The sequence below is a fragment of the Mycobacterium sp. genome (assembly GCF_032162605.1).
Classification (GTDB): Bacteria; Actinomycetota; Actinomycetes; order Mycobacteriales; family Mycobacteriaceae; genus Mycobacterium.
Genome location: NZ_JAVROT010000586.1, coordinates 1 through 22,541 on the forward strand (window position 1 = coordinate 1; position 22,541 = coordinate 22,541).

Genomic DNA, 22,541 nt, shown 5'->3' on the forward strand with positions numbered 1-22,541 from the left:
ACTGCTCACGATCCGCCGAGCCGGACGCGGCGTGGGCAGTGTCGAGCATGGTGACCATCGCCGCCAACCGGCGGGCACACGCCGCGGACTCCACCCGCGACCACGCATCCACCGCAGCGGCCCCGCAACTACCCCCGGTGCCAGCCACCAACTCATCGAACATGCATTCGAATCTAATAAGGGCATCCGACACATCCCACCCGCCAAACCACAGGCTGTGGATGAATCACGGACTGTGGACAACCCTGTCACCGCGTGCCGAAAGCGTCAGTGCCACATGCTATTTGGAAGGCGAAGAAACGACGTCTGACACCATCGGCAGCTACCCAGTCGGATCACCGACTCAGGACACCTAGAAGAACCCCGAATCGGGCAGCGCCGCCCCGTTCACGGCGATGTCGCCGAGTACCCGCGCCTTGTAGACGGTCGGGTTGTGCGAGAACAGCGTTCGCAAATTTCGCCAATGCCGGTCAAGGTGCGTCGCCGCCCGAACCGACGATGCGCCACCGGCGTCGAAGATCCGTGACGCCGCGCGCAGCGCCGGCTCTTCAAGCGCGACCTTGACCCGTGCCGCGGCGATCGACGCCCTGGCCTCGAGAGCAGAGTCGATTCCGGTGACACGCGCCGCGTCGAGAGCCGATGCGAGTTCGGCTGCCGCGCCGAGGACCAGTGACTCCGCCGCGTAGGCGACCGCGTCGATCTCACCGACGATCTCCAGCAGTTGCGGGTCGGTGGAAGGAGTGTCGGTGGTTGCGAACGTGTACGTACGGTGCCGGTTTCGCACCAGCGCTGCGGCCTCGCTCGTCAGGTTGCGAAGGATCCCTGCGGCGATGGCGTGCAGGTACAGCTGAACCAGTGCACCGCGAGCACGATCGACGCCCACGCTGGTGCCGAGCCGGATGACCTCGTCGGGCGCCACCTCGACATCCTCGAAGAGGGTCGTTCCGCTGCCGGTATGACGCTGGCCGACGCCGTCCCAATCGTCGACGTGAACGACCCCGTGGCGATCGGAGGGAATGAATACTCCTACCGGCGAACCGTTCTCGTCCTCCGCGCTGACCCGCAGATAGTCGGAGAACTGGGCGCCGGTGCTGTAGAACTTCCGGCCGCTCAGTCGCAGCCCGTCTGCGTGGTTGACCAGTTTCGTGTCATAGCTCTGACCGCCGACCCTGGCGCTGCTCAGCTCCGAGCTGGTGCCTCCGATCAGCTTGCCTCCGCCCACCAGCGAGACCCAGCGCTCGCGGCCAGGGCGGCGGGGGACACGCTGCAGTTCCTCCACTACCGAATAGTGCACGCGCAGGATATGCGCCAGATCGGGATCGGCCTCGGCCAGTGAGATGACGAAGCCGAAGAACTCCGGCACGGTGTAGTTCGCGCCACCGTGTTCGCGGGCGAGTCGCACGGCACCCAATCCGTGTTCGCGGACGAGTCGAAGGCCGTCAGCGGGCGGCTCGTGGCCGCCGTCACGCAGCCGCCGCTGGTAGTCCGCCGCGATGGCGGCGAGTACCTCGTCGAGATCCTTCCCGTCGTGCGCCCACGGTTGATGTAGTGCCAGTTCAGTGGTCAACTCCGTCAATCCCTTCCGGACCCTCCGGGCCCTGCTCTCGTGTCGTCGATCCAGGCGTTGTAGAACCACGGCACCGAGTTGGCTGCGTTCTCGAAGCCTTGAACCTGGGGCGCGACGGCGAAGATCTGCGTGTCTTCGAGCAGCGGTATCGAATACGCGTTGTCGATGACGTAGTCGTTGTACTGCTTCAACAGCGTCAGCCGTCGAGCGGTACCCGTGGCGCTGATCTGGGCGCGCAGCATCCGGTCGATCGCCGGATCGGAACCCTTGAGTGCGTACAGGTCGCCACCCTTGCTGTCGTAGTTCTGCCACAACCGCACTGGGTCCGCCGTCGGCCAACCGTTGCGCCGCAACCCCACCGAGTCCTCGATGCTGGCCGTTGGATAGTTCGCGAAGTCGGTCTGGCGGATCACCAGCTTGATGCCGATGCGGCGCAGTTGCCGCTGAATGAGTTCGTACATCGGCTTGGCAGTGTGGTCGTAGACGTCAACGTAAATCTTCGCGGACAGCTCCTGCCCGTCCTTGACGCGGTAGCCGTCGTCGTCGACGTGCGTCCACCCCGACGCCTCGAGTCGGCGGATCGCCTCGTCCGCGTCGAACCGGACGGCGTCGCTGCGGTCGGTATAGCCCGGGAAGTTCCTGGTGACGATGTTCTGGGCGGGCTTCCAATTGTCGGTGTAGAGGGTGTGCAGGATCTCGTTGCGGTCGATGCCGAAGCCGATTGCCTTGCGAACGTTGATGTCTCGCATGAACGGGGCGCTCTGGCGGATGTCGAGGGTATTGGCCATCCCCGGCGTCCGCAAACCCCGGACGTCGAAGCCCTCGCGCTCCAACAGTCGCTCGTCAGGGGGCTGTGCGTACCGGATCGCGTCGGCCTGTCCGGCGCGCAGGGCCCCGACCCGGACGCTGTCCTCGGTCACGGGGATCACGGTGACGGTGTCGAGATAGGCCTCGCCCTGGTGTGGGGCGGTGGCGGGCGCCCAGCCGTATCCATGGCGTTTGGCGAGCACGATCTTCTTGTCCGGCACCTCCGACTGCGCGTAGAACGGTCCGGATCCGATCAGGTTGGTGACGACCGACTGCTGCTCCTTGCTGGCGCCGATCGTGGCGTCGGCGACCAGTCCGGACGTGTTCAACGACAACACCGGAATGAACGCCGCATACGGCTCGGTCAGTGTCACCCGCACCGTGCGACGCGCCTCGTCCGCCGTGATCGACTTGACCTTCGGGAAGTAGGAGTTGCGGGTGATGCCCTTCGGCTTGTCGCCGTTGGCTTCCCACTCGAGATTGCGCCGGACCGATTCGGCGTCCAGCCGCTGGCCGTTGCTGTACGTCACTCCGTCGCGGATGGTGAACTCGTACACCAGCTTCGCATCGTCGACCGTCCACTTCTCGGCGATCCACGGTACGTACTCGAAGGTCCTTGGATCCTGGTAGACGAGGCGGTCGAGCAGCTGATCCTTCAGCAGGCTGTTCTGCCAGTAGCTGACCTGGATCTGCAGCGAGGCGGGGGCCTCGGCGTCGAGGTATGTCAGGTCGCCACCGCGGGTCGCACCTGTCGACGATACCGCGGGACGATCGCTGCCGCACCCGGCCAGACCCCACGTGACCAGCAGCGCAGGGACCAGTGCGCTCGCAAGCGCCCGGGCGATCCTCATGCGGCCCGCGCCGGCGCGCCGGGAACGGCATCGAGCAGGCGTTGCGTGTAGGCCGCCGTTGGTGTTCCGAAGACCGCGGCGACGGATCCGGTCTCGACCAGACGCCCCTTCTCGAGCACGCTGACCTCGTCGGCGATCTGGCGGACGAGGCTGAGGTCGTGCGAAACGAACAGGTAGGTCAGCCCGAGTTCCCGTTGAAGGGTGATGAGCAGATCCACCACCTGCGCCTGCACCGTGACGTCCAGCGCCGAGGTCGGCTCGTCGAGCACCAGGATGGCCGGCTGGAGCACCAGCGCACGCGCGAGCACGACGCGCTGCCGCTGCCCGCCGGAGATCTCCCGCGGCTTGCGGTCGGCCAAGGTGGCGGGCAGTCCCACGCGGGCCAGTGCCTGCACCACGTCGTTCCTACGTTCTGCGCGCGAGCCGATGCGGTTGATTCGCAAGGGTTCTGCAACGGCATCGCCGATCGTGAACCGAGGGTCCAGTGCGGCCAGCGGATTCTGGTGGACCATCTGCAGCTTGCGCGCCTGCGCGCGTTGCCGGGTGGCGCTGAGCGGAGAGTGCGGTCCACGAACTTCTCCGTCGACCCGGACTTCACCGGAGTCGAAGTCGGTGAGACCGGCGAGCACCCTCGCCACGGTGGTCTTGCCCGACCCGGACTCACCGACCAGAGCGTGGATCGTTCCAGGATGAACGTCGAACGAGACGTCGTCGAGTGCCCGGTGGTTGCCGAATCGCTTCCCCAGCGCGCTCACCCGCAGGATCGGTGGTGAGGTCTTCGTGGACGACGGGCGCTGAAACTCCTGCGGCCGTTCATACTTCTCGGGTGACAGCGCGGGCGCGTCGGCGATGAGTTGACGGGTGTACTCGTCCTCGGGGTGGATCAATACGGTGGCGGTCGGTCCAGTTTCACGAACCTGCCCGTCGCGCAGGACCACGACGTCGTCACTGTGGTGCTCGGCGAGGGCGAGGTCGTGGGTGATGAAGACGACGCCGAGTCGGCGCTCGCTGCGCAGCTCGTCGAGGAGTTCGAGAATGCGTTGCTGCACGGTGACGTCCAGCGCGGAGGTGGGTTCATCGGCGATCAGAAGCCTGGGATCGCCTGCGATGGCGATGGCGATCAGCACTCGCTGCAGCTGTCCTCCGGAGAGCTGATGCGGGTAGTTGGCGGCCCTGCGCCGGGGCTCGTGGATGCCGACCCGGTCGAGCAGCGCGACTGCCCGCCGGTGCGCATCGCGTCTGCTTGCGATTCGATGCACGAGGAGAACCTCCGCGATCTGGTCACCGACCTTCTTCAGGGGGTCGAGGGACCCGAGTGGGTCCTGGGGCACGAAACCGATGGTGTCGCCGCGCAGGCGTTGCCAGTCCCGCTGCGACAGGCCGGTGACCGGAGTTCCGTCGATGCTGACCTGACCCGACGTCACGTGCCCGTTGTCCGGCAGCAGACCGAGGATCGCGCGCGCGATCGTAGACTTGCCCGAGCCGGACTGCCCGACGATGGCGACGACCTTGCCTGCCTCAACGTCGAATGAGACGTCGTGCACCACCGGACCGCGGTCGGTGATCGAGCCACGGTGCGATTTCGGCGTGTACTCGACCGTCAGGCCGGAAACCGTCAGCAGCGCAGGAGCATTCATGTCAACCGACCTTCTTTCGAACGAGGTGGGCGAGCCGTGACAGGCTCATTACGGTCAGCACGATCGCCAGCGACGGGAAGACCACCAGCCCGGGAGCCGAGTTGATGTAGTTGCGGGCTTCCGAAATCAGCAGCCCCCACTCGGGTTCCGGCGGCTGCGCACCGTAGCCGAGGAAGCTCAGGGAGGCGATGGCGAGGATCGCGGTGCCGAACTGCAGCGCCGCCAAGGAAAGCACGGCCGAGTACGAGTTCGGCAGCACGTGTCGGAACAACAACGTCAGATGGCTGGCCCCGAGGTGTTCACTGGCCTCCACGAACGGCAGATTCCGGGTGGCCAGCACCTCGGAGCGGGCGAGTCTGGCGAACACCGCGATCGAGGAGACCCCCACGGCGATCGCCGCGTTCACCGTGCCGAAGCCGAGCGCCACGATGATGGTGATCGACAGCAGGAGAGTCGGAATCGACAACATGACGTCGACGATCCGGCTGATGATGCTGTCGGTGGCGCGGCCGAAGTAGGCAGCCAGCAAACCGAGTATCGTCCCAACGACCAGACCGATGACCACCGCGATGAAGGAGCCGGCGATGGTGACCCCGGTGCCTGCGATGACACGGCTCAGCAGGTCGCGGCCGATGTAGTCCGTACCGAACGGATGAGCCAGGCTGGGTCCCGCAAGGGGCAGATCCGGATTCTCCTGCAGCGGGTCGTAGGGTGCGATCGCCGAGGGTGCGATGATCATCGCCGCGACGAGCAACAGGAACGACACTGCGAACAGGTCCCCCGCGTTCACCCGTAGCGGGCGGGTGAGGCGGCCAAGGGCGACCGTGGGGCGGGCATCGGCGACGGTCATGCGGGCACCGGGTCGACGTCGGGTGTGGCACGAATGCGGCCCGAGGGTGCCGACGAACCGCCGGTCCGGTCGATGCGGGGGTCGATGAGCGGGTAGAGCACGTCGACCACCAGATTGATGACCACGAAGGTCACCGACACGGTGATGACCACCGCTTGAATGATCGGGGTGTCCTGGTTGCGGACGGCGGTCTCGGTGAGATGTCCGATTCCGGTGCGGTTGAAGATGGTTTCGGTGATGACCGACCCGGCCAGCAGCTCGCCCACCGTGATCGCCACCATGGTGACGGTGGGAATCGACCCGTTCTTCACGAGGTGCCCGAAGATGACCCGCTCATTGCCAAGACCCTTGGCGCGCAACACTTCGACGTATGGCTGACCGGCCGCATTACTCAGGCCCTGAATTAGGATCTGCGCGATGGGTGCTGCGACTGGCAGTGCCAGCGGCAGTGCCGCCAGGACCGTGGACGAGAGACCCTCGTCCCGGACGGCCGACACCCAGCCGAGACTGAACGAGAAGAATTGCAGGGCGACGAGTCCCGTCACGAAGACGGGGATGGACAGGAACGCAGGCGGCAGTGACCGCGTCAGTTCCCGAACCGAAGGCCACGGCGCGAACACCGCGCTCAGTGCGATGACGAATCCGATCACCGCCGCGATCGCGAAGGCAACCGCGGCCAACGAAAGTGTCGAAGGCAGGTCCTGTGCGAGCAGCCGTGACACGGACTGCCCACTGTTGAGTGAATAGCCAAGGTCTCCGGCGAACAAGCGCTGAACGGAAACGCCGAACTGCACGATGACGGGGTCGCTCAGCCGGTAGTAGTCGCGGAGGGCTTGCGCGTCGTCGTGGGAGATCGGGTTCTCCGGGTTCGAGATCTGCGTCTCGATCGGATTGCCCGGCAGCACGTTGAGGATGAAGAACACTGCCGTATACGCCAGTGCGATCACGATGATCGACTGGCCAACCCGCCGCAGCGCGAAACTCAACACCTGCCGAAAGGTATTCATGGTCACCCGGGTCGGCAATGATTCCTACCTCTAGGAATTTAACTTCGACAGTTCAGCTTTACTTAACTGTTGGCACGGGGGGGTAATTGAGCACTTCGAGTTGGCCTGATCGCAACCCGTTGCAGCACGGACCGGGCGGGCTAGCGTGCTGGGAATGGCTGTCTCACTTTCGGTCGGGGTGGAGGTCGTCGGCGACGGGCTCGGTGGCGGTGATGCCGCGAATCGGCCCGCTCGGGGCATCGCGGGGTTGGCCCGTCGGCTCGAATCGGCGGGCGTGGCGTACTGGGTGATCGGAGCCGAACGGGGTGAGGCCGTCGGTCGTTCGACGAACTGCCTCGACCCGTCACTCTTCGCGACCATAGCCGCGCGGCACAGCACCCACCTCGGTATCGTCGTCGCCGGCGCCGGTCACCGCGACCATCCGTACAACCTGGCGCGTCGGTTGGTTTCGGTGGACCACGCCGCGCACGGGCGGGTGGGCTGGTTGGCACTCGACTGCGACCACGGCCTCGCCCTCAACGCAGCGACCGACACATGGACGGGAGCCGTACTCGATGCCACTCACACTGCCGATGCGATCGCGGCGGTGCGTACGTTGTGGCGCACCTGGCCGCTCGAGTCGATAGTGGGCGACCTGGAGACCGGTGTCTTCGCCGACGTGACTCGGATCCGGCGGGCCGACGTCCGCCGCGGCTATGCCATCAGCGGACCGTTGAACGTTCCCGGCTCGTCGCAAGGTGACCTGCCGGTGTGGCAGCAGGCAGCACCCGGACACGAAACCGCCACCGCGGAAGCGGATCTGGTGATCGTGGAGGACGGCGAACCGATTCCCGGAACTGCGCCGGCGGTGGTGCGACTACGCTCTTTGGCGGCGATCGATTCCGCCCTCGACCGACTTGCCCGCACAGCCGGAGTGGTCGGGGTCTCGCTCAGGCTGGCTGCGGATGACGTGGACTCGGTCCTCGACCGGGCACTGCCCGCGGCGCGGCAGCGAGGGGTGATCGATGGTCCTGGCGAGGGCACCCTCCGGGATCGGCTGCGATTACCGGTCCGCGCGGAACCCGACCTGTCCGCCCACGCGGTGGCCTTCGACACCGCTCCGAACCCGGGAGGGAGACTATGACCCGAGCCGACCGCCAGTTGATCCTCAACGTCAACGTCCTCAATCTGGGCATCCACACCGGCTCTTGGCGACGTAGCAGTGAACCGCCCACGTCGTTCGCGAACCCCGACTATTACGTCCGCATGGCCAAGGTCGCCGAGCGTGGGACCCTGGACGCGCTGTTCCTCGCCGACGGCCCCGCATTGCGCGACCATCCGACACTGCGTCCCTCGCAGGCGTTGGAGCCGAGCGTGATCCTGGCATCGGTGGCCGCCGAGACCGAACACCTCGGGCTCATCGGCACGCTTTCGTCGACCTTCAACGACCCGGTCGAGTTGGCCCATCGACTGCTCGGTCTCGACGAACTCTCCGGCGGCAGACTGGCGTGGAACGTGGTCACCACGTATTCGCTTCCGGCAGGCTTGAACTTCGGCCTGGCCGAGTATCCGGACCGGCCGACGCGCTACCGGCGAGCCGCGGAGTTCGTCGACGTGGTGCTGGCGCTCTGGCGAGACGCGGCCAACGTCAGCGGCCGCGGCATCGACCACCAAGGCGAGTTCTTCACGGTGGTCGGGTCGCTGCCACAGGGTCCGTCACCGCAGGGCCATCCACTGCTGGTGCAGGCGGGCGGCTCGCCGCAGGGACGAGACCTGGCAGGACGCGTGGCGGATGCCGTGTTCAGCGCCGAACTGGATCTCGGTGCGGGCATCGAGCACTACCGCTACGTCAAGGACGCCGCTCTGGCGCACGGTCGGCGCCGAGGCGACGTGAAGATCCTGCCCGGGCTCATCACGACAATCGGAAGTAGCCGTGCCGAGGCCGAGCGACGGTACGCCGAGCAGAACGCGCTGCTGCCGCACAACCACGACCTGGAACGCCTGTCCCAGGTGCTCGGCGAGGACTTGTCCGGACTTCCGCTCGACGAGCCGGTGCCCGCGCGTCTGCTCGGAGAGGTCACCGACCCGTCGAAGTTCCCTGCCTCGCTGGGGTTTCGGGAGTCGGTGGTACGTCTGATCGAGAATGGGAGCCTGACTCTTCGGCAGGCCGTCCGCGAGTTCAGCGGCGCGGGCCACCGGGTGATCGTCGGTTCGCCGGAGGACGTGGCGGACACGATCGAGCGCTGGTTCCTCGCAGGCGCAGCCGACGGCTTCAATCTGATGCCCGACGTGTTTCCCGACGGTCTGGAGATCTTCGTCGACGAGGTGGTTCCCATCCTGCGCTCGCGCGGTTTGTTCCGCACCGCCTACTCGGAATCGACTCTCCGCGAGCGATTCACGGGGAGGCCGTCTCCCGTCGGAAGAGCGCTGCTGGCGAGAACCTAGCAGGCCGCTTGCACCTAGAACTCGATTCGCGATCCCACGATCACCGTCCGGTCGTACCTCAGGTGGAAGAAGTCGGCCGCGTCGGCGGTGAGATACGAGGTGGCGATGAACAGGTGCTTGCGCCACGGCGCCATGGTCGGCTCCGGACCGGCCACCAGTTCCAGTTTCGACAGGAAGTACGACGCCTCGTCGACGTCGATTCGCCCTTCCGTCGCGTCCGGATCGAGCAGGCGCAGGGCATCGGGCACGTTCGACGCCTCCATGTAGCCGAATCTCGCGGTGACGTGGACGATTCCGTCCTCGGCATAGCCGAGCGCGTCGACTTCCATCCGTTCGTCGTCCGGTACGCGGGGTACCGGCACCGTCTCGATCGACATGATCACCACGTGCTGGTGGCGGGAGTGGTTGTGCTCCACGTTCGCTCGCATTGCGAGCGGGGCAGTTTCGTTCCCGCGGTTCAGGAACACCGCCGTGCCGGGGACACGCGCCAACGGCGGGTCGCACGTGGAGAGTCCGTCGATGAATTCGCGAAGGGGTCCCTCGACCTCCTCGCGCGCGCGGGTGACGATGCCACGGCCACGCTCCCACGTCGTCATCACCGTCCACGCCGTGATGGCGATCAGCAAGGGCAGCCACGCCCCGTGGATCAGCTTGGTGAGATTGGCCGCCAGGAAGAGCAGGTCGACGAGCAACAGGGAGCCCCCGCCGATGACCACCAACCACAGCGGAGTGCCCCAGCGGGTGCGGGCGAGGTAGAAGAACAGCAGCGTCACGATCGTGATCGTCCCGATCACGGCCATGCCGTAGGCGTAGGCGAGTTTGGCCGAGCTCCCGAAGGCGAACACCAGGATCAGCACCGAGACCATCAACAGCCAGTTGATCGCCGGGACGTACACCTGACCGTAGGCCGACGCCGAGGTGTGCACGATCCGCAGCCGGGGCAGCAGACCGAGCTTGGCGGCCTGTGACGCCACCGAGAACGCCCCCGTGATCACCGCCTGTGAGGCGATGATGGTGGCCGCGGTGGCGAGCAGCACCATGGGCAGCCGCGCCCACTGGGGGATCAGGAGGAAGAACGGCGCACTGACCGAGCTCTCGTCGCCGAGAATCAGCGCCCCCTGCCCGAAGTAGTTGAGCACGCACGCGGGCAGTACGACGAACAGCCACGCCAGGGCGATCGGTCGTCGGCCGAAGTGGCCCATGTCGGCGTAGAGCGCCTCCGCCCCGGTGACGGCGAGGACGACCGCGGCCAGTGCGAAGAAGGCAATGTGGAAGTGCCCGAACATGAATGACAGTGCATACGTCGGCGACAGGGCCTTGAGGATTTCCGGGTGGCCGACGATGCCCATGACTCCGCAGGCGCCGATCGAGACGAACCACAGGACCATCACCGGCCCGAAGAATCGTCCCACCTTGGCCGTGCCGTTGCGCTGCACCATGAACAGCGCCACGATGATCACCGCGGTGATCGGCACGACCCAGTGTTCCAGGTCGGGTGTGACGACCTTGATACCCTCGACGGCGGACAACACCGAGATGGCGGGGGTGATCATGCTGTCGCCGAAGAACAGGGACGCCCCGAAGAGGCCAAGGGCGGCCAACGTCATCGCCGTGCGGCGGCCCCGCGTCGCTGCCCCGTGCCTCAACATGGTGATCAGCGCCATGATGCCGCCCTCACCGTCGTTGTCGGCCCTCATCACCAGCGTGATGTAGGTCAGCGTGACGATGATCATCACCGACCAGAAGATCAGCGACACAACGCCGTACACGTTGTCGGTGTTGATCGGCACCGGGTGTGGATCGGTGGGATCGAACAGTGTCTGCAGGGTGTAGATCGGGCTGGTCCCGATGTCGCCGAAGACGACGCCGAGCGCGCCGAGCACCAGTGCTGCGCGAAATGGCGGCGCGTCGCCGGCTCTGCGAGGCGAAGTCGCGGGTGCAGCGGTGGTTGACACGGCAGCGTCCTTTGGCGGATCCGGCAAACCTCGATCGTAGTCCGCGACCCTCGCAATTCCGGTTAGCCGCTGGCTTCAGGCCCCCGTCGGTGCCGCGGCCAGGGCCGGCTGCGCCAGACCGAGATGATCGCGCAGTGTGGTTCCCTGGTAGTCGCTCCTGAAAACACCGCGCTCCTGCAGCAGCGGCACCACCCGGTCGACGAAGGGGTCGAGGCCGCCCGGCGTGACATGCGGGACCAGAATGAATCCGTCGCTGGCATCGGCCTGGACGAGGTGGTTGATCCTCTCGGCGACCGTGTCCGCGGACCCGACGAAGTTCTGGCGCCCCGTGACCTCGACGATGAGCTCGCGGGACGACAACTTCTCGGCGTCGGCCCTGACCCGCCACTCATTGGCAGTCGCCACGGGGTCGCGGTACATCCGCACGCTGGCCCGGCCGCGCGCGACGGTGTTCTCGCCGACCACCGGATCCTCGGCTGGCAGGGGACCGTCGGGATCGTGATCGGAGAGATCCCGATTCCAGAGCTGCTCGAGGAACTTGATCGCCGTCTGCGGTGAGACCTGCGCGAGTCGGACGTCGTGCGCGATCTCCGCCGCCTCGGTATCGGTGTCGCCGAGCACGAACGTCGCGGCCGGAAGGATCAGCAGCTGGTCGTGCTGGCGTCCGTACCTGTCGAGGCGGCCCTTCACATCGGCGTAGAACGCCTGGCCGTCCTCCAAGGTGCCGTGCCTGGAGAAAATCGCGTCGGCAGCGGCGGCGGCGAACTCGCGGCCATGGTCGGAGTCGCCCGCCTGAAAGATCACGGGTCGGCCCTGCGGGCTTCGCGGGACGTTGAATCGACCGCTGATGTCGAAGTGTGCGTTCGAGTAGGCGAAGGAGCCCGCCTTCGGGTCGGACAGGAAGACCCCGGCCTCCTTGTCGGCGACGATTTCATCGCCGTGCCAGGAGTCGAACAGCGTGTGCGTGGCTTCGAGGAAGCTCTCGGCGCGTTCGTAGCGCTGGTCCTCGGCGAGGTATCCGCCGCGGCGGAAGTTCTGTCCGGTGAAGGCATCCCAGGACGTGACGACGTTCCAGGCGGCGCGGCCCTCGGAGAGGTGGTCCAGCGAGGCGAATTGTCTTGCCACCTCGTAGGGTTCGTTGAACGTCGAGTTGATCGTGCCGGTCAGTCCGAGCCGGTCCGTCACGGCCGCCAGCGCCGCCAGGACGGTGAAGGTGTCCGGCCGGCCGACCACGTCGAGATCGTAGATTTCGCCGCCCTGTTCGCGCAGGCGCAACCCCTCGGCGAGGAACATGAAGTCGAACTTGCCGCGCTCGGCGGTCTGCGCGAAGTGGACGAACGAACTGAAGTCGATGTGGCTTCCCGACGCGGGATCGCTCCACACGGTGGTGTTGTTCACACCGGGGAAGTGTGCGGCGAGGTGAATCTGCTTGACTGGCTTGGTCATGCGCGGTCCTAGGTTGTCGTTCCGGCGGTCGAGTAGCGGTTGGCGGGGCGCGCGAGACCGAGTGTGTCGCGCATGGTATGGCCGCTGTAGGTGGTGCGAAAGACTCCGCGTCGTTGCAGTTCGGGTACCAACCCGTCTGTGATCTGCACCAGATCGTGAGGCAAGGTGGCGGGGCGCAGCCGGAATCCCGCGACGCCTGCGGCATGCCACAGCTGCAGCAGGTCTGCCAGCTGTTGCGGCGTTCCCGTGAAAACCTCCGCGTCGCTCGTGAATTCGCCTCCGGCCACGTCGTCGAGCCGCCGCAGGCGCGACGCTGCCGCGTCCGCAGTGTGGTCGATGAAGACCACCAGGTCCGCGAACACCCGGACCGGTGACCCGCTGGTCCGACGCGCCGCGATGGCGTCGACGATGCCCGCCGTTTCGGCTGCGCTGTGAGGTGTCACGAAGCCAACGTCGGCGCTCGCCGCGATGAGCCGATGGGCGGCCTCGCCGTGACCGAGAGCGGCCACGATCGGCTGTCCCTGCGGCGGCCTCGGTGTGATTGACGGACCCTTGACGGAGAAGCGGGCGCCTTCGAAGTCGATGTAGTGCAGCTTGGTGCGATCGACGAATCGGCCGCCGGCCACGTCGCGTATCTCGGCGTCGTCCTCCCAGCTGTCCCACAACCGCCGGACGACCTCGACGTAGTCGGCGGCTTCGTCGAGAAGGCCATCGGCGGCCAAGTCAGCGGCGCTCCGCCGACCGAAGTGCCCCGCCGCGTCCGGGCTTGCCGTCACCTGAACCCGCATCCCCGCGCGACCAGAACTGACGTAGTCGAGGGTGGCGATGGCCTTCGAGGCATGGAAGGGCTCGGTATGGGTGGCGATCACCGTCGGCACCAGACCGATGTGGTGGGTGCGCGGCGCGACCCTCGAGGCGATCAACGTGGCATCGAGGCGCCCTCGGACCCGGTCGGTCCGATCGTCGGTGTGCAGTGGGTCCTCGGACTGCAGTGCCAGGCCGTCTTCGATGGTGACGAAGTCGAGCAGACCTCGCTCGGCTTCGGTGACCAACTCGGTCCAGTACCGAGGCGTGGACAGGTCGATCGGAAGGGCGGCGGGCTCACGCCACGACGCGGGATGCCACCCCGTCCCGTCCAACGCGACGGCGAGATGAAGTGGGCTCGAGACACTCGACACGGACGTTCTCACTTTCCTTCGCGGCCACAAGGACAACGCCACACTGCGTCCAAGCCATTCCTACCGGGTCGAGGAGAGAATCACCGGCCAGCGTGTTCGATGATCGCGCACGGGCGTCGTACCGGCACGTCGCCGCTCGTCCTACCAGCAGTGTCGGTCGCTGCGGGCCGCGTTCGAAGAGATCAGCGCACGGTGATGCCAATACCCGCCACGGGGACTTGACGACGGTGCACGACCGAACAGTCCGGCGCGGATAATCGACAGCATGGACTGCACACGATGAATCACGTTCGACCAGCGCGGCAGCTCGGCGGTCGTCATGAGTGACTCCGGATCGCAGCCGCCCGTGCTGATGATCGTGCATGCCCACCCCGACGATGAATCAAGCCAGACGGGAGGCACCTTGGCTCGCTATGCCGCCGCGGGATGCCGAACCATCCTCGTCACCTGCACCGACGGTTCGCAGGGGGATGCCGCCGACGGTGCCAAACCCGGGCAGCGCGGCCACGACCCACGACGAGTCGCTGCGCATCGCTCGGGTGAACTCGACGCGGCCGCGGTGGCGCTGGGCGTGCAAGTCGTCGTGAAGCTCGGTTATCCGGACTCTGGCGCGCCAGGGGCAGCAGAGGGCGCAGGAGAGGGCGTGGAGTCCTTCAGTCGAGGTCCAGTGATGCCGACGGTGACGCAAATGGTCCGGCTCCTGCGGCTGCACCAACCCGACGTGCTGATCACCTACCCGCCCAACGGGTTGTCAGGGCACCCCGACCACGTCCGCACCCACGACGTCGTCGTCGCGGCGCACGCCAACGTCGTCGCGAACGGTGAGCCCGACTCGCGGCTTCCGCGCCTCTACTACATCGCGATGTCGGCCAGCCGGCTGCGCGCGGCTCGGTCCGCCGTCCGTGTCGCATTGGGTGACGACGCGTGGGTGCCGCCCGAGGAGATGGGCACCGACGACGCCGCGATCACCACGACCATCGACGTCTCTGCGTTCTGGGAGCAGAAGCTGCGAGCTCTGGCGGCGCACGCCAGTCAAGCCGACGCTGCCATGCTCCTGCGGATGTTCGCAGCGGACGGTGGACTCACCGAATCCGTCGTCCGCGTCGAGGAATACGTACGCGTCCATCCGGTTTTCGCTCCGGCTGTCGTCGAGACCGACTTCTTCGGACCGGGGAGTGCCGCTCATCGGAGTGGGTGATCACCGGAGCATCGGGTAGCTGACGTGGTCAGAGGTTCCTCAAGTCGTCCGGCACGTCCACGGCGTGCTCGCGTAGCACCTCCAGCGGAACCACGTCGAGGGTGCGCTCGTGGGTGGCGGCTAGCACGACCGGGGCGGCGTGGCCGTCCTGCTGGGCCCGCAGCCAGTTCACGGCCGTGACGCACCAGCGGTCCCCTGGCACCAGACCTGGGAAACGGTATTGCGGCATCGGTGTCGACAGATCGTTTCCGATCGAGCGTTGATGCTCCAGGAACTCGCTGGTGACGACGGCGCAGATGGTGTGCAGACCGATGTCTTCGGGCCCCGTCGAGCAGCACCCGTCACGATGGAACCCGGTGAGCGGGTCGGTGCCACACGGATCCAATGGGCCGCCCAGTACGTTGCGATCAGGCATCGCATCAGTATCTAGGCTTCTGGCGGCCGCGGCACTACCACTGACCGCACTCGGCGATGATGGGCACATGGCCGGGCGTGACCGCGACGAATCGGGCCGTCCTCGAAGCACGCGCCCCCGCGATGCGCTAGGACGACCGTTGCCCTACGGCAGTCAAGGCGTCCCACGCATCCCGGACGAGATCGACCTGTCGCCAGTGGAATTCCTCGCCTACGCCCAAAGTCTGATCGATCAAGGCCTGGCGTTCCACGCGCACGAAGTGCTGGAGGCTGCCTGGAAGAGCAGTCCCACCGACGAGAAACCGCTGTGGCAGGGCCTGGCTCAGCTCGCGGTCGGCATCACCCACGTCCAGCGTGGCAACTTCGACGGCGCGATCACCGTGCTCCGCCGGGCATCGGGTGGCCTTGCCTCCGTCGACCGCCCCGCCCCGTACGCAGTGGACGTCGCAGGGCTGATCGACTACGTGGCAACGCTCGGGCAAGACCTGGCGGCTCGCAGCGATATCAGGGCGGAGCGGCTGCGCCCGGCGCTGACCTTGCCCACGTAGGGCAACGCGACCCGCGCCCCCGGCGCGCCATGGAGTGCCATGGAGTGCCCACTACCATGGCCGATACGGTAAGAGTTTCAGGACGACGGGTGAGGAAAGCGAAGTTGATGAAGGTGATGCAGGGCGTCCGCGTCCTCGAGGTAGCCCAGTTCACGTTCGTGCCCGCGGCGGGGGCGATCCTCGCGGACTGGGGCGCCGACGTCATCAAGGTGGAGCATCCCGTTCGCGGGGACACTCAGCGCGGCTTCATCAACATGGGCGGCTTTCAACTCGACCCGAACCGCCACCCACTCATCGAACATCCCAACCGCGGCAAGCGCAGCGTCGGTATCGACGTGTCCACCCCCGACGGCCAGGAAGTCCTCTACGAGATCGCCAAGACCGCCGACGTCTTCCTGACCAATTACCTGCCCGCACAGCGCCAGAAGAACAAGTTCGACGTCGAACACATCCGTGCGGCCACCCCGAACATCATCTACGCCCGCGGTAGCGCCTACGGCGACAAGGGGGCCGAGCGACTGGCCGGCGGCTTCGACGGCACCGCGTTCTGGACGCGCAGCGGCGTCGGCCACGCGCTCACCCCGGAGGAGGTCGGCGGCGCACTGTCGCAGGGGATTCCGGCGTTCGGCGACTCCATCGGCGGCATGAACATCGCAGGCGGGATTTCAGCCGCCATGTTTCATCGGGAGCGCACCGGGGAAGCGGCGGAGATCGACGTCTCGCTGCTGAGCACCGCGTGGTGGGCGGCAGGCGCCAGCGTGACCCAGGGCATGGAGACCGGTGAGACCATGCGCTCGCCGATGCCGAATACCGTTGGCCCGACGGTGAACCCGTTTCTCGGCAACTACCTCACCTCAGACGGCGGAACCATCAACCTGTGCATCGTCAGCCCGACCGGCTACATACGCGACGCGTTCGAACACCTCGGCCTGCCCGAAGCCGCGAACGACCCGCGCTTCTCCGACGTGATGCCGCTCATCAGCAACGCCGCCGCAGCGGCCGAGCTGATCGCAGCGTCGATCCGGAGCAAGCCCTTTGACTACTGGCGTGAGCACCTGAAGACGATGAAGGGGCAGTGGGCGCCGTTCCAGAGTCTCATCGACCTCGCAGGAGACGAACAGGCCATCGCCAACGACATGATCGTCGAGGTCGAGGCCACCGACGGTGGCGCACCGTTCAAGGTGGTCCGCGGTCCCGTCCAGTTCAATCACGAACCGCTGGAGACGACGCGCGCTCCGCAGGCCTCCGAGCACACCGAGGTTGTTCTGATGGAGCTCGGAATCGACTGGGACCGGATCGAGAAGCTCAAGGACTCCGGCGCGATCGCCTGATTCAGGACTTCTTCACACCGTTTGGCGATGGGCGCTACGCGTTCGTCGCCACCGCGTGGGAGAGCAGTTTCGGGTCATGCGCCGAGATGATCAACAGATCCGGATCCTGCCGGTCGTAGAGCTCGGCGAGACGGGCATGGTTGTCGCGCACCACCTTTCGGTCGAAGGCCACCAGCATCTCGGAGATCTTGATGCGCAGCGGAATCGGTGAGCGGCCGTCGACCGTGCCTGCGTAGTAGAAGGCGTCACCGCAGTGCAGCACCCAGCGGTGGCCCGCGTCGACGGCGACGCACGCGTGCCCGCGAGTATGGCCGGGCAACGAGACGAGGACGATGCCTGGGGAGATGGCCTGGAGCTCCTTGGCGGCGGCGAACCCGCGCCACTTCTCGCCGTTCGGATCGTGCTCGACGATCTTCGGACGGTGTGCCCACTGCGCGGGCCGGAACCTGAACCTCTCTCCGCGGGTCGGCACCTTCAACGCGCCGAACGCCTCAGCGGCGGTGAGGTGAATCTGGGCCTCGGGGAAGTCGGAAATGCCGCCGATGTGGTCCTGGTCGAAGTGAGTCGTGATGATGTGACGGACTTCTTCGCGGCGAAAGCCGAGGCGCTCCACCTGGCGCGCCGCGGTCTCGTCGACGTCGAATCGCGGGCGCAGCAGATGGCGGGAGTGTCCGATCCGGCTCGGATCGGAACAGTCCCGAAGGCCGAAGCCCGAGTCGACGAGCACCAGACCGCCATCGGTCTCGACCAGCAGCACGTGACAGATCACCGGCGCGCCCGGTGAGTCCATCGACCCGCAGTTGAGGTGGTGCACCTTCATGGCTCGACCTTTCCGGTCAACTGCACTTCGACCCGTCGCGCCGCGCGCCGCGTCGACACCTCGTCGAGCATCGACCGCAACCCCATCGCGCGCAAGGTCAGCGCCGCGGTCCCCGCATCAGCGACGCGAGCGCGGCCAACGCGGCCAAGAGCGCCGAGGCGATGAACACGATGGCCAACCCGTGTTGGAAGGGGCCGGCAATCAGGTGGGGGAAGAATTCGCGGCCGGTGATCGTCTGCTGGTTGGCCGCGGGCAGAGCGGCCAATGCGCCTGACGGAGCGAGGAGGTGCTCCAGCGGGTTGACCCCTAGCACCGCGGAGAACAGGGTCGCCACCGGAGGCAGGGCGCCGACGTCGTGAGCGACGGCAGGCGGGATGCCCTGCTGGATAAGCCCACTGGACATCGTCTCCGGCAACCGCGACGACAGGCCCGCCACCATGAGCGAGAAGAACACGCCGATCGACAGGGCGGTGCCGGCGTTCTGGAACGTGGCGCGCATGCCCGACGCGACACCGCGCTGTTCGGCCGGGACGCTGCTCATGATCGCCGAGGTGTTCGGCGCGGCGAACATGCCGCTGCCGATCCCGTTGGCGAGGATGAGCAGTGCGAACGCCCAGTACGGGAAGTCGAGTGGCAATGCGAGCAGCCCGATGAACGTCGCACCGAACAGCACCATCCCCGCCGTCGCGATGCCGCGCGTTCCGAAGCGGTCCGACAACGTGCCCGAAACCGGGCCCGACACCAGGAAACCTACCGTCAGCGGTAGCAGGAAGACGCCGGCCCACAGTGGGGTGTCGGCATAGTCGTATCCGTGCAGGGGCAGCCAGATGCCCTGCAGCCAGATGATGAGCATGAACTGCATCCCGCCCTGGGCTAGCGACGAAGCGAGCGTGGCGGCGTTGCCTGCCGCGAACGCCCTGATCTTGAACAGCCCCAGCTGCACCATCGGATCGGCCACCCGCGACTCGATGATCACGAAGGCGACCAGGAGCACGATCCCGGCGACCAGCACCAGGTGCAAGACGGGGTTCTGCCACCCGGTGGGGTGGCCACCTTGGGGCTGCAAGCCCATGGTGATCGCGACCAGAATCGCGCTGAGGCCGCCCGCGAAGGTGGCGTTGCCCCACCAGTCGATCCGGCCGGGACGCCCCCCGCCTGCAGGTTCGCGCAGCTTGCGGTACGCCCAGATCGTTCCGAAGATCCCGACGGGCACGTTGACCCAGAACACCGCGCGCCAGTCCCAGGCGGCGAGCAGTCCGCCTGCAACCAAGCCGATGAACTGACCCGCGAGCGCGGCGACCTGGTTGAAGCCCAGGGCGAAGCCGCGGCGTTCCGCAGGGAAGGCGTCGGTGAGGATGGCTGCGGAGTTGGCCGTGAGCATCGAACCGCCCGTGGCCTGCAGAACCCGCCAGCCGATCAGCCACATGGCGGCCTGCCCACCGGTAAACGGATCGAACGACAGCATGATCGAAGCGAATGTGAAGACGCTGAAGCCGGAGTTGTAGATGCGGACCCGGCCGAACATGTCGCCGAGGCGTCCGAGTGAGACGACCAGCACGGACTGCACCAGCCGGTAGCCCATGATCATCCACAGCAGGTAGCCGATGTTCGACGGTGCGAGCGGGTCCAGGTCGATGCCGCGGAAGATCGCGGGCAGCGAAATGATGACGATCGAACCGTCGAGTGCCGACATGAATACGGCGGCAGTGGTGTTGGTCAGGACGACCCACTTGTAGCGGTCGGCCGCTGTCGGAGCGGCCTTGGACGCGGTCCTTGTCGGGGCCTGGCTCATCTACAGACCGTCCGCCAGTCGCTGGATCAGTGGTGCGGCGGTGAGGATCTGTCGCAACTCGGTCTTCGTGAACCCGTCGAGGGCCGCGGCGATCTGCTCGACGCGAGCGTCGCGCCGCCTGCCGACCATCTGCCGTCCGAAGTCCGTCACAGACATGACCACCCGGCGACCGTCCGCAGGATCGGCACTACGGGTGACCAGCCCGCGCTCTTCGAGTCCGGCGAGCGTGGCGCCCATCGACTGCGGGCTGATCTGTTCGAGGCGGGCCAACTCAGCCGAAGTCGCAGGTCCGCCGCGCTCCAGTCGCGCGAGCGCGGCGACTTCGGGGAAGGTCACCTCGCCGGGCGACGCCGATGCGCGCAGCCGACGTCGCAACAACCCCATGCTCACGAACAGCGCACGGGCGGCGCGGTCGCGGTCGGATTCCGGTCGACGTGCAGTCATCAGTCTCAACTTATCAGTTTGAACTGATGGTCACGTCGCGATTACCCACGAGGCAATCGAACTCAGAGGGTCGGCGAGGAAGACTGATGTCTAGAGCGCCCGCAGATACCGCTTGCTGATCAGCCGCTGCGCCAGCGAGGTGATCGGACCCGCCAGCCGACTCCACCACGTCCCATGTCGTGAGAACGCGCTGACCTCGGCGTGTACGGCCTCGCCGATCGGGTCGTACCGGACGGCGAACAACTCTTCGCCGGTCTCGGCGTGACCGGGCAACGTGCCGTAAGCGAAGCCACGTCGATTGGGTTCGGTGACGACGTAGACCACCCGGCACGGCGCCCGCAGCGGCCCCAGCCCGACGATCACCTCCGAGCCGACAGCCGCCACGTCCGTCGTCGCGTCGACGTGAAGTCCTGCGCCACGCAGCATTCCCCACCGCATCACCTCGGCGGTCGCTTCCTCGAAACGCGTTCGCCCGTGCCCGATCACGGCCGACGCGTGCAGATGGTGGTAGCCCTGTGGCGGCGGACCCGCCGTCGCGCCGACCTCCGGGTAGGTGAAGGACAGGTCGGCGAGGTCGCTCAGTCTCACTGGTTCACCATGCCAGTCTCGGCGTACCGTCTTCAAATGTGACCACCCAATCCGTCGCTCAAGCATCCGGAACCTTCACCCTCGGCGGTGACCTGACCGTCCACCGCCTCGGATTCGGGACCATGCGCCTCACCGGGAAGGGCATCTGGGGCCCACCCGACGACCACGACGAAGCGATCCGCGTTCTGCGCCGGGCCGTCGAGCTCGGCATCGACTTCTTCGATACCGCGAACTCCTATGGGCCGTACGTGGCCGAGGAATTGATCCGTGAGGCGCTGCATCCCTACCGGGATGGTCTTGTCGTCGCCACCAAGGCCGGATTGCTGCGGACGGGGCCGGACGCGTGGACGCCGCTGGGCTTCCCGGCCTATCTGCGTCAAGAGGTCGAGATGAGCCTGCGACGACTCGGCACCGACCGCATCGACCTGTTCCAGCTGCACCGCATCGACTCCAAGTTCCCCGCGGAGGACCAGATCGGTGAGCTCGCCACGCTGCAGAAGGAAGGCAAGATCCGTCATATCGGCCTGTCCGAGATCAGTGTCGAGCAACTGGAGGCGGCCCAGAAGGTCGCGACGATCGTGTCCGTGCAGAACCGCTACAACATGGCCGAGCGCGACGCCGAGCCGCTGCTGCAGGCCTGCGAGGCCCAAGGCATCGCCTTCATCCCGTGGGCCCCGCTCGGCTCCGGACCGCTCGTCGCGGAGAGCGGTCCGCTGCAACGCATCGCGGCCGAGCATCACATCAAGCCATCTCAGCTCGCCGTGGCCTGGCTGCTAAAGCGCTCCCCGGTGATGGTCCCGATCCCGGGCACCTCGAGCGTCGCTCACCTCGACGAGAACGTCTCCGCAGCCGAGGTGACTCTCTCCGACGACGAGTTCGCGGCGTTGAGCAGCACCGGTCGTTGACGCTTGCAGACGAGACGCAAGGGTGGGGGTCCTTGCTGCCGACGGGTCAGGCAATACGGTGTGCGGGTGGCCACCGACGCGAAGGACCCGCTGTCCGGAGGCGGATTCAACCCGCCGGTGCCGACCGCCCGCGGCGGTCCCGACTACGGAAGGTTCGTCGAAGCCGTCCGCACTCTGCAGGATCTGACACGCGGTGCCGACGCGCCAGACGACGTCGTCACGCACGCTGCTGATCTCATCGAAGACGTCAACCGTCTGCTGGCACCCCACGACGCCGACGAGTGGCACTCGCCCTCGGGACGACGCATGGACCTGCCAAACCGGGGCAACATCATGCAGGTACCCGTGAACCTGACGATCACCGAGGACGGCAGGGTCGGCGGCACCGCCCGTTTCCGCAGATTCCATCTCGGCCGCAACGGCGCCGTCCACGGGGGCGCACTGGCGTTGCTGTTCGATTCGCTGCTGGGCTTCGCTGCGTTCAAGCTCAGCAACAGCCCCCGCCAGCGGACCGCGTTTCTGCACGTCAACTACCGCAGGATCGCCTTGGTGGACAAAGAATTGCAGCTCGACGCAGGCATCGACCGCATCGAGGGGCGCAAGATCTTCGTCGCGGGACGCCTTCTGGACGGGGACGACGTGCTGTGCGAGGCCGAGGCGTTGTTCTTGAAGCTGTTGCCGGGCCAGCCGTGAGAGCTGAGCCATGAGCACCGAAGGCGATCGCGAGTGAGGATCGCAGCGAGGGACGAGCGAGGACCGGAGCGAGTGGGAGCTGTGCC

The 22,541-nt window shown here is 66.6% G+C and carries 20 protein-coding genes; 7 read left to right on the forward strand and 13 right to left on the reverse strand.

Annotation, left to right across the window (positions count from 1 at the left end; translation table 11 throughout):
- Window positions 1–352: 352 nt before the first annotated feature.
- The 5 genes from QOI01_RS32775 to QOI01_RS32795 are packed head-to-tail and all read right to left on the reverse strand — an operon-like array spanning window position 353 to window position 6,701.
- A complete protein-coding gene (locus QOI01_RS32775) occupies window positions 353–1,567 on the reverse strand; it encodes an acyl-CoA dehydrogenase family protein (RefSeq protein WP_526387840.1) in 1,215 nt (404 codons plus the stop codon).
- A gap of 5 nt (window positions 1,568–1,572) precedes the next feature.
- Window positions 1,573–3,225 (reverse strand): ABC transporter substrate-binding protein, encoded by a 1,653-nt coding sequence (locus QOI01_RS32780; protein ID WP_526387842.1) that lies wholly within the window; start codon window positions 3,223–3,225, stop codon window positions 1,573–1,575.
- Entirely contained in the window at window positions 3,222–4,862 is a 1,641-nt protein-coding gene (locus QOI01_RS32785; protein ID WP_526387844.1) for a dipeptide ABC transporter ATP-binding protein, read from the reverse strand. The genes QOI01_RS32780 and QOI01_RS32785 overlap by 4 nt, the downstream gene beginning before the upstream one ends.
- Before the next feature lies 1 nt (window position 4,863).
- Window positions 4,864–5,712 (reverse strand): ABC transporter permease, encoded by an 849-nt coding sequence (locus QOI01_RS32790; protein ID WP_526387846.1) that lies wholly within the window; start codon window positions 5,710–5,712, stop codon window positions 4,864–4,866.
- Window positions 5,709–6,701 carry an ABC transporter permease gene (locus QOI01_RS32795; protein WP_526387848.1) on the reverse strand — a complete coding sequence of 331 codons (993 nt, stop codon included), beginning with the start codon at window positions 6,699–6,701 and terminating at the stop codon, window positions 5,709–5,711. The genes QOI01_RS32790 and QOI01_RS32795 overlap by 4 nt, the downstream gene beginning before the upstream one ends.
- 172 nt (window positions 6,702–6,873) lie before the next feature.
- Here QOI01_RS32795 and QOI01_RS32800 point away from each other — a divergent pair, with 172 nt between their 5' ends.
- Window positions 6,874–7,842, forward strand: a complete 969-nt coding sequence (locus QOI01_RS32800; protein ID WP_526387850.1) for an LLM class oxidoreductase — start codon at window positions 6,874–6,876, stop codon at window positions 7,840–7,842.
- Window positions 7,839–9,143 carry an NtaA/DmoA family FMN-dependent monooxygenase gene (locus QOI01_RS32805; RefSeq protein WP_526387851.1) on the forward strand — a complete coding sequence of 435 codons (1,305 nt, stop codon included), beginning with the start codon at window positions 7,839–7,841 and terminating at the stop codon, window positions 9,141–9,143. Before QOI01_RS32800 ends, QOI01_RS32805 begins: the two co-directional genes overlap by 4 nt.
- A 14-nt stretch (window positions 9,144–9,157) precedes the next feature.
- On the opposite strand, the gene QOI01_RS32810 is transcribed toward QOI01_RS32805, so the two are convergent.
- The 3 genes from QOI01_RS32810 to QOI01_RS32820 all read right to left on the reverse strand — a co-directional run bounded on the left by QOI01_RS32810 (window position 9,158) and on the right by QOI01_RS32820 (window position 13,722).
- Window positions 9,158–11,098 carry a potassium transporter Kup gene (locus QOI01_RS32810; protein ID WP_526387853.1) on the reverse strand — a complete coding sequence of 647 codons (1,941 nt, stop codon included), beginning with the start codon at window positions 11,096–11,098 and terminating at the stop codon, window positions 9,158–9,160.
- Between the two features lie 75 nt (window positions 11,099–11,173).
- Window positions 11,174–12,544 (reverse strand): NtaA/DmoA family FMN-dependent monooxygenase, encoded by a 1,371-nt coding sequence (locus tag QOI01_RS32815; RefSeq protein WP_526387855.1) that lies wholly within the window; start codon window positions 12,542–12,544, stop codon window positions 11,174–11,176.
- 8 nt (window positions 12,545–12,552) lie between these two features.
- A complete protein-coding gene (locus tag QOI01_RS32820) occupies window positions 12,553–13,722 on the reverse strand; it encodes an LLM class flavin-dependent oxidoreductase (protein ID WP_526387857.1) in 1,170 nt (389 codons plus the stop codon).
- Window positions 13,723–14,041: 319 nt separating this feature from the next.
- Here QOI01_RS32820 and QOI01_RS32825 point away from each other — a divergent pair, with 319 nt between their 5' ends.
- Complete coding sequence (locus tag QOI01_RS32825; RefSeq protein ID WP_526387859.1) at window positions 14,042–14,920, forward strand: PIG-L deacetylase family protein; 879 nt, start codon at window positions 14,042–14,044, stop codon at window positions 14,918–14,920.
- Window positions 14,921–14,948: 28 nt separating this feature from the next.
- Here QOI01_RS32825 and QOI01_RS32830 read toward each other — a convergent pair whose 3' ends face one another.
- The gene (locus QOI01_RS32830) at window positions 14,949–15,335 is read right to left on the reverse strand and encodes a DUF2237 family protein (protein ID WP_526387861.1); all 387 of its coding nucleotides are present in this window, start codon (window positions 15,333–15,335) and stop codon (window positions 14,949–14,951) included.
- 67 nt (window positions 15,336–15,402) lie between these two features.
- On the opposite strand from QOI01_RS32830, the gene QOI01_RS32835 reads away from it, so the two are divergent.
- Both QOI01_RS32835 and QOI01_RS32840 read left to right on the forward strand, forming a co-directional pair.
- Window positions 15,403–15,882 carry a DUF309 domain-containing protein gene (locus QOI01_RS32835; RefSeq protein ID WP_526387863.1) on the forward strand — a complete coding sequence of 160 codons (480 nt, stop codon included), beginning with the start codon at window positions 15,403–15,405 and terminating at the stop codon, window positions 15,880–15,882.
- 116 nt (window positions 15,883–15,998) lie between these two features.
- Entirely contained in the window at window positions 15,999–17,213 is a 1,215-nt protein-coding gene (locus QOI01_RS32840; protein ID WP_526387877.1) for a CaiB/BaiF CoA transferase family protein, read from the forward strand.
- A 34-nt stretch (window positions 17,214–17,247) separates the two neighbouring features.
- On the opposite strand, the gene QOI01_RS32845 is transcribed toward QOI01_RS32840, so the two are convergent.
- From QOI01_RS32845 to QOI01_RS32860, 4 genes are all read right to left on the reverse strand, one after another.
- The gene (locus QOI01_RS32845) at window positions 17,248–18,033 is read right to left on the reverse strand and encodes an MBL fold metallo-hydrolase (RefSeq protein WP_526387865.1); all 786 of its coding nucleotides are present in this window, start codon (window positions 18,031–18,033) and stop codon (window positions 17,248–17,250) included.
- A 97-nt stretch (window positions 18,034–18,130) separates the two neighbouring features.
- Entirely contained in the window at window positions 18,131–19,825 is a 1,695-nt protein-coding gene (locus QOI01_RS32850) for an MFS transporter (protein ID WP_526387867.1), read from the reverse strand.
- Window positions 19,826–20,269 carry a MarR family winged helix-turn-helix transcriptional regulator gene (locus QOI01_RS32855; protein WP_526387869.1) on the reverse strand — a complete coding sequence of 148 codons (444 nt, stop codon included), beginning with the start codon at window positions 20,267–20,269 and terminating at the stop codon, window positions 19,826–19,828. It lies immediately after the preceding gene.
- 90 nt (window positions 20,270–20,359) lie between these two features.
- Window positions 20,360–20,857, reverse strand: a complete 498-nt coding sequence (locus tag QOI01_RS32860; protein ID WP_526387871.1) for a DUF1990 domain-containing protein — start codon at window positions 20,855–20,857, stop codon at window positions 20,360–20,362.
- Window positions 20,858–20,895: 38 nt separating this feature from the next.
- On the opposite strand from QOI01_RS32860, the gene QOI01_RS32865 reads away from it, so the two are divergent.
- Both QOI01_RS32865 and QOI01_RS32870 read left to right on the forward strand, forming a co-directional pair.
- Complete coding sequence (locus tag QOI01_RS32865) at window positions 20,896–21,762, forward strand: aldo/keto reductase (protein WP_526387873.1); 867 nt, start codon at window positions 20,896–20,898, stop codon at window positions 21,760–21,762.
- A gap of 66 nt (window positions 21,763–21,828) precedes the next feature.
- Window positions 21,829–22,455: a PaaI family thioesterase gene (locus QOI01_RS32870; protein ID WP_526387875.1), complete on the forward strand. Its 627-nt coding sequence runs from the start codon at window positions 21,829–21,831 to the stop codon at window positions 22,453–22,455.
- The last annotated feature ends 86 nt before the right edge of the window (window positions 22,456–22,541 follow it).

What these genes read in the sequence shown, in the direction of transcription:
- QOI01_RS32780 (WP_526387842.1), bottom strand. Translation starts at nt 3,225, where the DNA reads ATGAGGATCGCCCGGGCGCTTGCGAGCGCACTGGTCCCTGCGCTGCTG.
- QOI01_RS32785 (WP_526387844.1), bottom strand. Translation starts at nt 4,862, where the DNA reads ATGAATGCTCCTGCGCTGCTGACGGTTTCCGGCCTGACGGTCGAGTAC.
- QOI01_RS32790 (WP_526387846.1), bottom strand. Translation starts at nt 5,712, where the DNA reads ATGACCGTCGCCGATGCCCGCCCCACGGTCGCCCTTGGCCGCCTCACC.
- QOI01_RS32800 (WP_526387850.1), top strand. Translation starts at nt 6,874, where the DNA reads ATGGCTGTCTCACTTTCGGTCGGGGTGGAGGTCGTCGGCGACGGGCTC.
- QOI01_RS32805 (WP_526387851.1), top strand. Translation starts at nt 7,839, where the DNA reads ATGACCCGAGCCGACCGCCAGTTGATCCTCAACGTCAACGTCCTCAAT.
- QOI01_RS32815 (WP_526387855.1), bottom strand. Translation starts at nt 12,544, where the DNA reads ATGACCAAGCCAGTCAAGCAGATTCACCTCGCCGCACACTTCCCCGGT.
- QOI01_RS32825 (WP_526387859.1), top strand. Translation starts at nt 14,042, where the DNA reads ATGAGTGACTCCGGATCGCAGCCGCCCGTGCTGATGATCGTGCATGCC.
- QOI01_RS32830 (WP_526387861.1), bottom strand. Translation starts at nt 15,335, where the DNA reads ATGCCTGATCGCAACGTACTGGGCGGCCCATTGGATCCGTGTGGCACC.
- QOI01_RS32835 (WP_526387863.1), top strand. Translation starts at nt 15,403, where the DNA reads ATGGCCGGGCGTGACCGCGACGAATCGGGCCGTCCTCGAAGCACGCGC.
- QOI01_RS32840 (WP_526387877.1), top strand. Translation starts at nt 15,999, where the DNA reads ATGCAGGGCGTCCGCGTCCTCGAGGTAGCCCAGTTCACGTTCGTGCCC.
- QOI01_RS32845 (WP_526387865.1), bottom strand. Translation starts at nt 18,033, where the DNA reads ATGAAGGTGCACCACCTCAACTGCGGGTCGATGGACTCACCGGGCGCG.
- QOI01_RS32850 (WP_526387867.1), bottom strand. Translation starts at nt 19,825, where the DNA reads ATGAGCCAGGCCCCGACAAGGACCGCGTCCAAGGCCGCTCCGACAGCG.
- QOI01_RS32855 (WP_526387869.1), bottom strand. Translation starts at nt 20,269, where the DNA reads ATGACTGCACGTCGACCGGAATCCGACCGCGACCGCGCCGCCCGTGCG.